This is a genomic window from Companilactobacillus heilongjiangensis, from assembly GCF_000831645.3.
In the GTDB taxonomy this organism is placed as follows: domain Bacteria; phylum Bacillota; class Bacilli; order Lactobacillales; family Lactobacillaceae; genus Companilactobacillus; species Companilactobacillus heilongjiangensis.
On record NZ_CP012559.1, the window covers coordinates 1,648,486 to 1,661,933 of the forward strand.

At 36.5% G+C, this 13,448-nt stretch carries 12 protein-coding genes and 1 tRNA gene; 8 read left to right on the forward strand and 5 right to left on the reverse strand.

The window, feature by feature from the left end:
* Positions 1–439 precede the first annotated feature (439 nt).
* Together JP39_RS07525 and JP39_RS07530 are read right to left on the reverse strand one after the other, a co-directional pair.
* Positions 440–1,408 carry a glycosyltransferase family 2 protein gene (locus tag JP39_RS07525; RefSeq protein WP_041501422.1) on the reverse strand — a complete coding sequence of 323 codons (969 nt, stop codon included), beginning with the start codon at positions 1,406–1,408 and terminating at the stop codon, positions 440–442.
* A gap of 110 nt (positions 1,409–1,518) precedes the next feature.
* Complete coding sequence (locus JP39_RS07530) at positions 1,519–3,942, reverse strand: glycosyltransferase family 39 protein (RefSeq protein ID WP_371851547.1); 2,424 nt, start codon at positions 3,940–3,942, stop codon at positions 1,519–1,521.
* A 578-nt stretch (positions 3,943–4,520) separates the two neighbouring features.
* Here JP39_RS07530 and JP39_RS07535 point away from each other — a divergent pair.
* The 3 genes from JP39_RS07535 to JP39_RS07545 are packed head-to-tail and all read left to right on the forward strand — an operon-like array spanning position 4,521 to position 6,974.
* Positions 4,521–5,213: a response regulator transcription factor gene (locus JP39_RS07535; RefSeq protein WP_041501423.1), complete on the forward strand. Its 693-nt coding sequence runs from the start codon at positions 4,521–4,523 to the stop codon at positions 5,211–5,213.
* Positions 5,176–6,510, forward strand: coding sequence for a sensor histidine kinase (locus JP39_RS07540; RefSeq protein WP_082330666.1), 1,335 nt, complete (start codon positions 5,176–5,178; stop codon positions 6,508–6,510). Before JP39_RS07535 ends, JP39_RS07540 begins: the two co-directional genes overlap by 38 nt.
* A 17-nt stretch (positions 6,511–6,527) precedes the next feature.
* Positions 6,528–6,974 carry an ASCH domain-containing protein gene (locus tag JP39_RS07545; RefSeq protein ID WP_041501424.1) on the forward strand — a complete coding sequence of 149 codons (447 nt, stop codon included), beginning with the start codon at positions 6,528–6,530 and terminating at the stop codon, positions 6,972–6,974.
* A gap of 34 nt (positions 6,975–7,008) precedes the next feature.
* Here the strand turns inward: JP39_RS07545 and mscL are convergent, their stop codons facing one another.
* Positions 7,009–7,404, reverse strand: a complete 396-nt coding sequence (gene mscL / locus JP39_RS07550) for a large-conductance mechanosensitive channel protein MscL (protein WP_041501425.1) — start codon at positions 7,402–7,404, stop codon at positions 7,009–7,011.
* A 166-nt stretch (positions 7,405–7,570) separates the two neighbouring features.
* On the opposite strand from mscL, the gene JP39_RS07555 reads away from it, so the two are divergent.
* The 4 genes from JP39_RS07555 to JP39_RS07570 all read left to right on the forward strand — a co-directional run bounded on the left by JP39_RS07555 (position 7,571) and on the right by JP39_RS07570 (position 9,327).
* Positions 7,571–7,957 carry a hypothetical protein gene (locus tag JP39_RS07555; RefSeq protein WP_041501426.1) on the forward strand — a complete coding sequence of 129 codons (387 nt, stop codon included), beginning with the start codon at positions 7,571–7,573 and terminating at the stop codon, positions 7,955–7,957.
* Positions 7,958–8,100: 143 nt separating this feature from the next.
* Entirely contained in the window at positions 8,101–8,412 is a 312-nt protein-coding gene (locus JP39_RS07560) for a helix-turn-helix domain-containing protein (RefSeq protein WP_041501427.1), read from the forward strand.
* An 83-nt stretch (positions 8,413–8,495) separates the two neighbouring features.
* Positions 8,496–8,993: a hypothetical protein gene (locus JP39_RS07565; RefSeq protein ID WP_041501428.1), complete on the forward strand. Its 498-nt coding sequence runs from the start codon at positions 8,496–8,498 to the stop codon at positions 8,991–8,993.
* A complete protein-coding gene (locus JP39_RS07570) occupies positions 8,986–9,327 on the forward strand; it encodes a hypothetical protein (protein ID WP_041501429.1) in 342 nt (113 codons plus the stop codon). Before JP39_RS07565 ends, JP39_RS07570 begins: the two co-directional genes overlap by 8 nt.
* Before the next feature lie 462 nt (positions 9,328–9,789).
* On the opposite strand, the gene JP39_RS07575 is transcribed toward JP39_RS07570, so the two are convergent.
* A tRNA-Leu gene (locus tag JP39_RS07575) sits at positions 9,790–9,874 on the reverse strand.
* 67 nt (positions 9,875–9,941) lie between these two features.
* Between JP39_RS07575 and JP39_RS07580 the strand changes: the two genes are divergently transcribed.
* Positions 9,942–10,784, forward strand: a complete 843-nt coding sequence (locus tag JP39_RS07580; RefSeq protein ID WP_041501430.1) for an NAD(P)H-hydrate dehydratase — start codon at positions 9,942–9,944, stop codon at positions 10,782–10,784.
* Between the two features lie 60 nt (positions 10,785–10,844).
* Here the strand turns inward: JP39_RS07580 and JP39_RS07585 are convergent, their stop codons facing one another.
* Positions 10,845–12,482, reverse strand: a complete 1,638-nt coding sequence (locus tag JP39_RS07585; protein ID WP_041501434.1) for a putative polysaccharide biosynthesis protein — start codon at positions 12,480–12,482, stop codon at positions 10,845–10,847.
* Positions 12,483–13,448 lie beyond the last annotated feature (966 nt).

Below are 13,448 nucleotides of genomic sequence, written 5' to 3' on the forward strand. Positions count from 1 at the left end.
GTTAGGTCGGTGAACTTCCGGCCTTACACCACAGGACGTATTTTGAGACGTGGTCTTCGGCTCAAAATCGAGGGTCGAGACCGCACTTTGGCTCGAGCCGGTCCCACAGCAGACCCCAATCCCTCGAATCCTCAGGCGGCATATTTAGACAAAAAGAAAAAGAAGCAGACGACTGGGTGTTCGTCAGCTTCTTTTTTTATGAATGGGATAGTTCATGTTCAATTTGATATAATCGGTTGTCCATCAAACAACTTTAGAAGTATCAAATTTATCATTACTGTAACACATTACCAGATAATTAAAAAGCGTGAAAACTTTTAAGGTAAAAAAGATTTTTTCTAATTTTTTCAGACTATACATCTAGTAATGAACTACATTTGTCAGATATTTAAAAATTTGGTAGGACAATTTGTCTTTTTAAAATATCGGTTGCACTCGATTAATTATTCATCTGGCGAGTGGTAAAATGATGGATTCCTTTATTTCGTTCTTCGAACCCTTCAGTCTTGCTAACGATAAATCTAGGACGATTGTTGACTTGATCCAAAACACGGCCTAAGTAACTGCCTAAAATTCCAATCGATAGCATCAATAATCCTAATGTAAACAAGAGAATCGTTACGCCGACACCAGCTAAACTAAAACTTCCACTTGCAATCATATAGCCAAGTGAGAAAACACCACTGACCAATGGCACGATTGAAAAAATATTGACGAATTGCAATGGTTTCATTGAGAAAGACGTAATTCCGTCCAAGGCTAACTTAACCATTTTGGAAAGTGGATACTTTGTTTCACCAGCAAGGCGCTCTTGACGGTGATATTGCACACTAGTCTGCTTGAAACCAATCCAAGTAACTTGTCCACGGACAAATGGATCTTGTTCATGCAATTTCAACAATTGATGAATAGCTTTTCTATCCATTAGTCGAAAATCACCAGTATCAAGTGGCATGTCAATCGTGGCTAACTTCTTGAACGTCCGATAGAACATTTTAGCAGTGAATTTCTTGAAAAATGTCTCACCATCACGTTGCATTCGCTTGCCATAGACAATTTCATAACCTTCATTCCACTTCTTAATCATTTGCGGAATGACTTCTGGAGGGTCTTGCAAGTCAGCATCCATAACGACAACGGCATCCCCTTTGGTATATTGCAAACCAGCGGTAATGGCCAGTTGATGTCCAAAGTTACGGGAAAACTCGACCAACTTAATATTATCGTGTTGTTCAAGTGCACGTTTGATAATTCGAACTGATTTATCCTGTGATCCATCATCAACGAATATTAGTTCATATTTCTCTTCTTGTTGTTCGATATAATTTAATAACGTATCAATCGTCGCTTGAATCCCAGCCTCTTCATTAAAAACTGGTAGGACGATTGAAATTAATTGATCTTTCATAAGCGAGCTTTCCTTTCATTGATTGATTCGTTTGAAAGTTAGTGTGCCTCAACTGCTGACGATATTATTGTCAACATCCGAAAAAATACTCTCAGCTCTGGAGACGCCAACTACTTGTAGATACTTGATAAATCGTAAAGTGTACCTGACTGACCACCAGGTCCACCCATGCCACCACCCATTGATGGTGTACCAGATTTACCGGATTTCTTCATTTGTGCTTTCATTTTCTTGAGTTGTGCTTTAGTCAACTTCTTCTTACCTGTTGGTGCCTTAGTACCAGATGGTGCTTTGGTGCCACTAGGTGCTGTTCCTGAAGGAGCTTGACCACTGTTAGAACCACTTGGCTTAGCAGGTGGTGTTGAACTAGAACTTGAACCGGATGAGCCAGGAGCTGTTCCACTTGGAGCTTGTCCAGTTGTACTTGCAGAACTTACTTCTGAAGCTACAGTAACTGAACTGGAGTTATTCGTTGCAGTACTACTACTATTAGATAATTTAACTTTCTTGGCATGTTTCTTGATCCATGAAACAATCTCGCTATTATTACCACCAGTTTTACCACCGGAATAGTAATACTTAATCTTGCCTTCTTTAACAAGTTTCTTAAATTGCTTCAAAGTAATCGCATTATCAGTTCCGTTAAATCCACCCATTGCCATAACAGCTTTACCGGTAGAAATAATATATGGTGCAGCGGTACTTGAATCATCGGTTGCGAATAAGTATTCAGCATTACCTTGATGTTTTTCAAGATATTTAAGCAAAGTTGAATCCACTTTGGAATCTCCCATGCCACCGCCACCACCTGCGGCTGATAATAATGATGGACCAGCACTTGGAATACCGTCACTTGAGCCAGCTAAAGTTGGAGTTAATGACCACCACGTTGGAGCCAACATGACGATAATCAAGGCGGCTATCGGCCAAACGCGTTTGTTCTTTAGACGAATGGCAATCCAAGGCAATACGAACAGTGGAATTGAGATAATGATCCCGGCAATCAACAATACCCAAGCTAATGTTGGATAATAATCCGTCAAATACCAAGCTTGCAAAATACTTGTCGACAAAATCGAAACTGGTAAAAGCATTGACCAAATTGACTTTTCACGCCACTGCTTAATCATGGTATAAATTCCAACTCCGGCTAAAACTGCCATCGCTGGAGCTAACATGATTGTGTAATATGGATGGAAGAAACTGGCAACGGAGAAGAATCCCGCTACTGGAACCATCCAACCAAGCCATAGCCAGAGTTCTTTTCTTTGATTATTAAGCGAATACCATTTTTTCTTAGGGTCTCGATAGTAAATGTAACTAGAAATTACGCCAAAAACTGCCAGTAACATCAACCAACTAATTTGAGGTCCCAATTCTTTTTGAAGCAATCTGAATGGTCCAGCTGTACCAATATTAAAGGCACCGCCACCGGCACCACCTGTACCATTTCCACCACCAGTTGCTTTAGTTCCTCCAGGTCCACCTTTGGCTGAACCAGATGGCTTAGCTGGAGGCATTCCATTAGCAGATTTCTTTGATCCACTTGGAGTTGTTGGAGCATTACTTGAAGACTTCATACCACTAGGTTTCTTAGACCTACTGCCACTTGGCGGCGTCATTGATTTATTGTTGCCCTTTTTAGAAGAACTGTTACCCATACCAGGAAAAGCTCCACCAGTACCAGTAGTTTGACCAAGTAAACGTTGGGTACCGTTATATCCAAAGGCCAATTCCAAAGCTGAGTTTGTTTCCGAACCACCTTCATAAGGACGACTACTTGAATTAGTCATATCAACTGACAAAGGCCAGAATAAGGTGAAGACCGCTAGAAAAATTGTTGCAATTGATAAGTGTACCAATTTCTTCTTCCAATTGACTTTCGCTGCTAACCAATAATAAAGGTATAGTGCCGGCGAAATCATGAAAGCTTGTAACATTTTGATATTGAATGAAAAGCCCATTAAGGCAAATCCAATCCAAAGATAACGTTGCTGCTCCTTTAACACAGCTTTTTGCACAAACCAGATTGACAACAATAGGAAGAACACTAAAGTGGCATCCATATTATTAGTTCTGGAATCAGCTACCACGATTGGTGTTAGAGTCATAATCAAGGACGCAATTCGAGCTGGAATTCTACCAAAACGTTTTGACACCAGATTGTAGATCAAATATACCGAGCCAATTCCAAAGAGAATCGACGGTAAAACGACACTCCAACCATGTACACCAAAAATTTTGGCACTGATAGTCATAAACCAGAGAGCTACCGGAGGCTTATCAACTGTAATGAACCCCGCAGGATCAAAACTGGCATACCAGAAATTTTTAAAACTTTTCGTCATACTGACAATTGCAGCGGTGTAGAAGCTATTAGCTTCCCCTGCCTCCCAAATGTTCCAAGCATACAAGAATGCTGCCAGGATCAAAATGGCAATTAACCAGTAATCATACTTAATATTTCTTAACTTATTGAAAAAACTAAATTTTTCATTTTTCTGAACACGTGTGGATTCTTTTGATTCCATCATTTATCTTCTCCTATCTCTAAAAAGCTATATTTACAAAAAAACAAATGATTGAATAAACAAATATTGAAAATAAGATTGGCTTTAATTGCAAATTATTTTTCATCTGTTTTAATTCCTTTCTTAACAACAGGGACAAGATTAGACAAACTAACTTAAATTAAGCTTAAATCGAAATTTATGCTTTATAATTATGAGTAAATAATAGTGGCTATTTAAATATGCCGTCTCCGGCGCTGATAGTATTCCCCTGCTGTGCGGAACGGCTCGAGCCAAAGAACGGTCTCGAACCTCGGTTTGAATCCTTGCAAAAAACGCAAGTATCCAAACTCGTCCGGTGGTGTAATGGCTAAAGCCATAACGCCACTTCCACTGCGAGTAAATACTATCAGCGCCTCCGACTAGTTATTTCTTTTCTAATTGGATATAAAAAGTTTAGATAATTTATGGAAACTACTGATTTAACCTCATTTCTAATGAATTAGTAGATATTCGGATTGTAATAAAAAATGATGGAATATACTCAGTAATTCACATCTCTGGAGACGGGAGACGGCTAAACATTAATAAAGGAGTGCTTTATGTCAAATAACATTAGAATTTTGGTAGTTGAGGATGATGAAAACTTAGCTAATAATATTGCTTCCTTCCTATCTGATTTTTCTGAAGTCGATATTGAAAACGATGGTCTTAGTGGTAAATTTGCGGCTACCGAAGATGTCTACGATTTAATAATTTTGGATATCATGTTGCCAGAAATGAACGGTTATGATGTGCTGAAAAATATTCGTAACGATAAAATTAATACACCTGTTTTAATCTTGACTGCCAAAGCTGAAATTGACGATAAAATCCATGGTTTCAACCTTGGAGCTGACGATTATCTGACTAAGCCCTTCCACCGTGAGGAGTTGCAAGCTCGTGTTAAGGCGCTCTTGAAACGGAGTGGTATCTTAGCTGATGATTCAATCTTAAAAATTAAAAATCTTGAAGTAAATTTGAATAACCATGAGATTGACGCTGCTGGCGAACAAATTGCACTCAATGGTAAGGAATATGATTTATTAGTTTATTTATTGCAAAATAAAAATACTATTCTAACTAAAGACCAAATTTTCGAACGTATCTGGGGCTTTGACTCTGACACATCAATTACCGTTGTTGAAGTGTATATGAGTAATTTGCGCAAAAAGCTACGTCCTTCAAAGAATGATAATTTAATCAAGACGATTAGAAATGTTGGGTATATTTTCCAAGATGACACAGAAAACTAGACAAAATAAAATCACCCGCCGCCAGCAATTTAAACTCTTTCTATCAATCATGGGCGCCTTTGCGATTCTCTTTTTGACACTTGGGATTATCATTTTCAACCTCTTCCAGTCATCAACTTATCACAGCATTGATAAGGATATCCGTAACCAAGTCACTGCCATTCAAAAGCAACCGAATATGGCAAAACGAGTTGGCCCTGCTCTCAACCACCAAATGAATAAAAATAAAAAACCAGACCCCAAAGCTCCATTTCAAGCTTCGATTCTGGTTTTTGATGATAAAGGCAAATTACTAAACAAGACTAGCCTTGGTAATCGCTATTCTGTTCTAAAAAATATTAAATTACGTAAAAAAAACGTTAACGTGAAACAAACATTGCTCGTCAATAAAATGAGTTTTCGTTCAATATTGATTAAGGTTTCTAAAAAGAACAATAATCCCATGTATGCCGGTAATTATATTCTAATCATGCAGAATATTGATACACAAATCCAAGCAATTAATAACTTTGAAGAAATATTAATTATTACTTTCTTTATATTCTGGATCATTGCTCTGGTTATTTCTTACTTCCTAGCTCGTATCAATATGTTGCCGATTGTTAAATCGTGGAAGCAGCAAACTGAATTCGTCAACGACGCTGCCCATGAATTGCGTACGCCACTGACAATTATTCAGGGAAAGTTGGAGTACATGCTGACGAAGCCAAATAAAACTATTCTTGATGAAGCCGAAGCAATCTCTGTTTCATTGGATGAAGTTAGCCGACTAAACTCATTGACCAATAATCTATTAGTTTTGGCTCGTTCGGATTCAGCTACCACGAAGTATAATTTTGAAATGACTACGCCAGACTTTTTCTTAAAAGATCCTATTGAACCTTTCAAGGATATCATCAATTCTCAATCAAAAGTCTTTCAAATCAACCTTTATCACACACCGACACTTTATTTGGACCGTGATAAAATTAAGCAATTATTGATCATTCTTTTGGATAACGCCACCAAATACACGCCTAAAAATGGCACTATTAAGATTTACGATCAGGTTGAAGGTGCAAAATATCAACTTGTTATTTCCGATACCGGTATTGGTATTAACGACAAAGATAAAGATAAGATTTTTGGACGTTTCTATCGAGTTGATAAATCACGTAATAGCAATAGCGGTGGTCACGGCTTGGGTCTAGCCATCGCCAAACAAATCGTCGATATCCACCACGGACACATTTTTGTACGCGATAATTTGCCTCAAGGCAGTGAATTCGTCGTTGAACTTCCAATCAAACACAACTAATAAAGAGGTATTAATTCATGGATAAAGAAAAAATTAAAAAATACTGGTTCGACTTTTTAAAAGACAAGAATCCACTTGACTACCCTCTAGGCGACATCACGCTCTTTGGTGGCGATGATCCTGACACATTGGCCCAATTAGTTTACAAAGGCACTAAAACTGCCACTACCTCTTCATACGCTCTGTACGAACCAACAGAATACATGCCTCAAGTTGGTGACTACAACATTATTTTAGACGGTCAAGAAAATCCACTCTGTATTACGAAAACACTTGTAACTGAAGTTGTCCCTTTCAATCAAGTCAGTGCTGAGCATGCTTACCATGAAGGTGAAGATTCACGGACGCTGGAAGAATGGCGCAAAGTTCATGAACATTTCTTTAGAGAAGAATATAAAGAATTTGGTCAAGAATTTACTTTCGATATGCCCTGCTTGTGTGAAGTATTTGAACGTATATATTAAAAAAAGTTTGAGACTTAATTAGCCTCAAACTTTTTTACTTGTCAGATTTTTCATCCAAAGATTCTGAAATTTTCTTAAGATACATAACAATTTCTTCTTCCTTCGAATCGTCCTCTGCTTCTGTTTCTTCCTCTTCTTCACGACCCTTGATAATCTTATTCATCATTTTGACTAACAAGAACACTACAAAGGCAATGATCAAGAAATTAATGATGGACTCAATGAAAGTCCCATATTTGAATGTTGCATCCCCAACTTTGAATACCAAGTTACTGAGATCAATTTTTCCTAAAAACAAACCAATCAGTGGATTAATCAAGTTGCTAACTAATGATTGAACGATTGCTGTAAAAGCAGCACCCATAATGACACCGACAGCCAAGTCCATCACATTTCCACGACTAATGAAGTCTTTAAATTCTTTTATCATATTCCCAATCTCCTAAAAATGATTTCTACCCCTAATTATGAATGTTTACCAGCGTTTTGTGCAAATTTTTCGCCGGAATATTCTATACGTATCGTCAAAAAAGTTCATTTTAAACTGAGTTTTGAAAAGCTTTTCATTTATAATTGATATGAAAGGCCGTGAAAGTATGAATAAATTTGATATTTATAAAATGATTCTAGAAATTATCTCCGAAAAAAATCCCAAGGATTTCCAAGAACTATTAGACGATGCTCAAAAGTACCAAATCGTTAAAGACTACATTGCCAGCGACAATCCCAATCAATTTCTGATCCAAGACTTGCAAGATTACGTAATCAGCATGGTCAATGATGGCTTGATTGCAGGAATTATTAGTCCCTTGAAGTACGTTACTTTAATTAAGATCAACGGTCTAACTATTGAGGGATTCCAATATCTCAAGAAAATGAAGGAAGACGACGTTGAAAAAGAAGTTAAGGCTATCTTAGATAGTAATAACCAACCAGTAAATCCTAAGACATTAACATCGGCATTGTCTTCACTAATATTTTAATTATTACGAACGGAATAAAAAAGTTTCCATATTGAATCTTTACCGATTCTAAGCTGTAAGCACTATTTGTAATTTTAATTGCTTTTTCATCCTTTTATCACAATATATGATAATTTATTACTTGTAAGGAGTTGGGTGTATACATGACAACTGGACAACGCATAGCAAAATTAAGGATAAAAAAGGGCCTATCACAACCACAATTAGCAGACATTTTACATTTAAGTCAAAGTAGCGTAGCTATGTGGGAATCAGATAAGCGTAATGTCAGCAATAAAGATTTAAAAAATTTATCTAAGTATTTTAAAGTTTCTATAGACTACCTGCTTGAAAATAGTGAAGAACCGACTTTATTAGCAAACCATTTGGATATTGACTATAAAAACCTCTCACCTTATCAAAAACAACAAGTAGACAATTTTATAAATTTTATAAGAAATCAAGATAAAGATTAGAAATGCACAGATAAACAAATTTGAATATTCACAAAATAATCAATACTATTATTATTAAAATGTTTAATCAAGGAGACAAAAATATGGAAAATCCATTTGACAAATACGCTATACTTAATGATCCGAGCGTTGTAAAGTTCGATATTAAATTAGTTAATGGAAAATTAAATGTTGAATCTACTGACGATTCAAACGTAAAGTTAAATCTAACTGCCGATATCTACATTCCTTTCGGGGGTCATACAATTAAATCACTCGACTTCAATTTGTATACCATGAATGATAAATTGGACACTGAAAATTCAAACGATACTACCTACTTAAAACCAATTATGGGATTAAAAACAAACGTTAGTAGAATCAGAAAATCCAATAATCTAAAATTAAGGTCTGAAAATGGTATTTTTAAATTGAACTATAATTTTGAATTTACCTCTCCGTTTATTGGAACCGATTTTAACTTGCTTGGAATCAATATCGTTACTAATAATGAGTCCATGAAAAATGGAGAAATAACAAAGAAAAATATTTTTACTACTGTTATTCCTACATATTATCTTGAAGGGGATAGCGATGAATAAAAATGTAGTTAACATAACGGATTATAAAGAGGTTGCTCCAGGTGACATGGATTCCTTCAATGATGGTACAAATATTAAAAAAAACAGTGGCAATTCGAATAATCGTAATAATGATGGAGGTAATCATAATATGGATAAGTTTGCTACAAAAGAAGAATTAAAACATACCCAAGAGTTACTATCCGAAAAAATCGATCACAGGTCCGATGTAATTGAAGAAAAAATTGTGAGTGTAAAGTCTCAAATAGAATCAAGCAATAAAATATTATATTGGATTTTAGGAATTTTCGGTACCATTCTCACTTCACTACTAATTAAACTACTTACTAAATAACCGTTTCTTTCTTAAACTTCTTTTTGACTATCTCCTATATGAAAGTACAAATGGTACTATATCAAATTCAGTATCTCTATCAAAAAAATCTACTGAGATTTATCTAAATAACCTTATAACCAAATGTAAGAACAAAGCCGATTTGAGGCATACACACGTCTCCCATTTATTTGAGCATGGATTTAGTCCACTTTATATTTCTCGCAGGGTCGAACATGCTAACACTTAAAAGTGTACTTACGTCTAATGGAAAGGAGTACCAATGATTAGAATAGTAAAATTGATTCTTTATTTTCGTAAAAGTGTTCATAATCCGTGAACACCTTTATCTTACGTAAAATTCTGGGCAAAACATATTTAAAAACTCCTATTATTTGTATAAAGTAAAAAAATAGAAATGCCTTTGTAAAAGCACTTCTATTTTTTTGACCGTAGTCTTTTTATTCTATTTTGCTCTTTTAATGCCACTGACAAGAGTCGAACTTGCACTCGGGAAACCCGAACAGCGACCTGAACGCTGCGCGTCTGCCAATTCCGCCACAGTGGCTTTATAATTCAAATAATTACTTATTTAGATTACAATGAAAATGATACTACAAATGGAGGGTCTTGTAATGGAAAAAATTAGTAAAAATATCTTAAATCAAGTAATTCTGCCCCGCAATCCTGAATCCTACAAGGGAAATTACGGTAAAGTCCTAATTATTGCTGGATCAACTCACTTCGGAGGTGCCGCAATCTTGGCCAGCAGTGCTGCCGTTCACTCTGGGGCTGGTCTAGTAACCGTCGCAACGACTCCTGAAAAGTTCACAGCAATCAATACTCGTATTCCAGAAGCAATGACCATTGATTATCACAACAAGAAAGAATTATTAACCGCTATTCTAAATAACAACGTTATTGCTATCGGCCCCGGACTTGGTACATCAAGTGTTGCCATCGGTTTAGTTAAAGCAGTCTTGAATAATACCAAAACTGACCAAACAGTGATTTTAGATGCCTCAGCTTTAACAATCATTGCTGAAGAAAAGATTCCACTACAAACCACTGCCCACATCATTCTCACACCACATCAAGGCGAATGGAGACGACTTTCACAATTGGAAATACCTGAGCAGACCGAGCTCAATAATTTCGAAAAACTTCAAGATATTAATCCTGAAGCCGTCCTAATTTTAAAAAAGCACAATTCAGAAATTTACTTCCAAGACATGTCATTTAAAATAACTGCTGGAAATGCCGGCATGGCAACTGGTGGCATGGGTGACACTTTAACGGGAATCATGGCTGGATTCATTGGTCAATTTGGTTACTCTCTAGCGACGATTCAAGCGGCTCTATTGATTCACAGCGTTATCGGTGACAAACTATTTGAAAAAGAATATGTTGTCTTACCTTCTAAAATCATCGAAAAACTTCCAAAGTATATGCAAAAGTTTAGTTTACTGAACAAATAAAAAAGACGTAATGATATCTCCAAGCAACGATTGGATAAATATCATTATGTCTTTTATTTTTTATCTAATATTAAAAATTCTTCTAATTCTTTCCACTCGAGGTCCTAAAATCTTATCAGCTAAAGAAGTCTTCAAAACCAAGTAACCATATATAACGCCACCCAATCCAGCTTCTATTACCAATACGACCACGGAAATGATTCGATCTGAATTACCAACAAAGTGGAATACTACCCAGTTAACAAACATAACTGAAACGAACATAATCAATGAGAACAAAATTATCCCACTGATACGACGAGAGATTCGACCAGTATTGAATGGATAAATCACATGTAATTCACGTATCATTAACCAGCACACCACAGCCATACCAATACTTGTAGCAATCAATGGTCCAAACTCATGGAACAAGCCAATCATTGGCAATTGCACAACAACCTTAACAATCAAGCCATATACAAAGTATTTGATTGCCAATCTGTTACGATATAACGCCTGTAAAACAGCTGATAAAACAGTGAACAATCCCAGTAAGATAGAGATAATTGATGAGAATTGTAACATCAAAACACCGAGTGCATCATAACGATAAAATGTTGTCCATAATGGTTGTGCCACGGCGTACATCCCTAGTGATGCGGGAATCATAATGAAAAAGAACAATTCCAAAGTGTTTGAAATTTGATTTTCAATATTTTTCTTATCACCTTTAGAATACAATCCTGACAAGATTGGAACGGCTGTAACGGCCATAGCGGTCGACAGCGAAACGATAATCATAATTAATTTGTTAGCTTGGAAACCAAATAATGAATAATAATTATCCAATTGGGCTCCAGTAGCGTTAACAAACATTCGCATAAATTGATTGAATGTTGACTGATCAAACAAATTAAAGAATGTTATTCCGGCATCCAAAATAATAAATGGAACAGCCTGTTGGAAAATTTCACGAGTAAAGTTTCGCTCATTCACATTAGCAATTGGCTGACCATTACGCGATAATCGCCTCAGCTTTGGCAAACGCCTCAACAATGCTAAAACTAAAATCCCAATGGCAACTGCTGCCCCAATAAAAGCAGCAAAAGTCGATTGAACAACGGCATTGATATAGCTTCCCTTGTTCACAATCATAATGACATATGTCGCCAAAAGCATATAGATAACACGAGCAATTTGTTCGATAAATTGTGATATAGCGGATGGGGCCATATCAGAATATCCCTGTAGATAACCTCTCAAAATACTCAAAATTGGAATAATCAAAACGGCAACTGCCAAAGATTTGATAACTGGGATACTTCTTGGATCACCGTCAGTAAATATAGCGGCCAAAACTGGCGCTCCAAAATACATAACGGCTCCAAAAATCACACCCATGAATGTCATAATCTTTAGACCGTGCTTAAACAATTTATTACCAGTTGCATACTGATCAAGTGCGTTATAATGTGAAATCTGTTTTGATATCGCACCAGGAATTCCGGCTGTAGAGATAATCAAGAACAGACTATAAATGTTATAACCTTTAGCATACAAGGCATTAGCTGCGGGATAATATGATCCCATCCACGCCATCCATGGAATGATATATATCGCACCTAAAATACGAGAAAAAATACTACCAGCAGTCATCCATGCTGAACCCTTCAGCATTGTGTCTTGCGAAGAAGGCTCAGGATCAATCACTGGCATTACTTCTTCATCATCATGGCTATTATTTGCGCCCAAAACCTGCACCACCTTAAAAACTATCCTTTTAATTATAGCAAAGTTATCTACCTAAAAAATTTAAATTACACTTAAATTAAGTAAAAAGCAAATTAATTTTGCAAGCTCCGGGTGCCAGTACAATGCTTAGCCTGCTGTGCGACCGGTGCGAGCCAAGGTCTCGCACCTCGATTTTGAACTTCGAGAAAATCACTCGAATTTCAAAATACGTCGGTATTGTAAGGGATAAATCCCTAACAATACCTGCACTGCTGGCTAAACATTGTACCGTCACCCTCCGACTATTTCTAATAACTAATTGGATACTTTCCTTTTTATTAGTCCGTATAAATATACTGAATGTATTCTATTTTAATATTACGAAAACTTTGAATTCGATTACCTATGCATCCCTATTGATTAAAACACGTTCTCTAACTTTAGTCTCTAGTCATTTTGACCAATACTATTCAACACTTTATATCTAAGCAGTTAAAACCGCCACATATAGGAAACCAAAGCTTTTTTTAATACACTAGCCAGAGCTTGCGAGGGATTGAGTTCAGCAGTGATAGTTATTGTTAGGCTGGCGGTTTTCCAGTCTTACATAACAGGACGTCTTTTGAAATTCGCGAACTTTGCGAAGTTCAAAAGCGAGGGTCGAGACCGCACTACGGCTCGAGCCGGTCCCACAGCGAACTCAATCCCTCGCAAGCTCTGGCGGCATACCACTGATTTTTACAAAATAAGAAAATTGTAAAGCGCGTTATCGTTTAAACAATGATAGAATAATCTTGTTGCAGGTTAGAAAGCAAGCAATTAATTAATTGAACTCACCTAAAAATCTCTATTTTGCAATTATTCACACAAGTTTGAAATTCCTTCATATAATATATAAGACGCTTAAACAATATTATTTTCAGCTTGCTTTCTACGCAACCAAAAAAGACT

What these genes read in the sequence shown, in the direction of transcription:
- JP39_RS07525 (WP_041501422.1), bottom strand. Translation starts at nt 1,408, where the DNA reads ATGAAAGATCAATTAATTTCAATCGTCCTACCAGTTTTTAATGAAGAG.
- JP39_RS07530 (WP_371851547.1), bottom strand. Translation starts at nt 3,942, where the DNA reads ATGATGGAATCAAAAGAATCCACACGTGTTCAGAAAAATGAAAAATTT.
- JP39_RS07535 (WP_041501423.1), top strand. Translation starts at nt 4,521, where the DNA reads ATGTCAAATAACATTAGAATTTTGGTAGTTGAGGATGATGAAAACTTA.
- JP39_RS07540 (WP_082330666.1), top strand. Translation starts at nt 5,176, where the DNA reads ATGTTGGGTATATTTTCCAAGATGACACAGAAAACTAGACAAAATAAA.
- JP39_RS07545 (WP_041501424.1), top strand. Translation starts at nt 6,528, where the DNA reads ATGGATAAAGAAAAAATTAAAAAATACTGGTTCGACTTTTTAAAAGAC.
- mscL (WP_041501425.1), bottom strand. Translation starts at nt 7,404, where the DNA reads ATGATAAAAGAATTTAAAGACTTCATTAGTCGTGGAAATGTGATGGAC.
- JP39_RS07555 (WP_041501426.1), top strand. Translation starts at nt 7,571, where the DNA reads ATGAATAAATTTGATATTTATAAAATGATTCTAGAAATTATCTCCGAA.
- JP39_RS07560 (WP_041501427.1), top strand. Translation starts at nt 8,101, where the DNA reads ATGACAACTGGACAACGCATAGCAAAATTAAGGATAAAAAAGGGCCTA.
- JP39_RS07565 (WP_041501428.1), top strand. Translation starts at nt 8,496, where the DNA reads ATGGAAAATCCATTTGACAAATACGCTATACTTAATGATCCGAGCGTT.
- JP39_RS07570 (WP_041501429.1), top strand. Translation starts at nt 8,986, where the DNA reads ATGAATAAAAATGTAGTTAACATAACGGATTATAAAGAGGTTGCTCCA.
- JP39_RS07580 (WP_041501430.1), top strand. Translation starts at nt 9,942, where the DNA reads ATGGAAAAAATTAGTAAAAATATCTTAAATCAAGTAATTCTGCCCCGC.
- JP39_RS07585 (WP_041501434.1), bottom strand. Translation starts at nt 12,482, where the DNA reads ATGCCAGTGATTGATCCTGAGCCTTCTTCGCAAGACACAATGCTGAAG.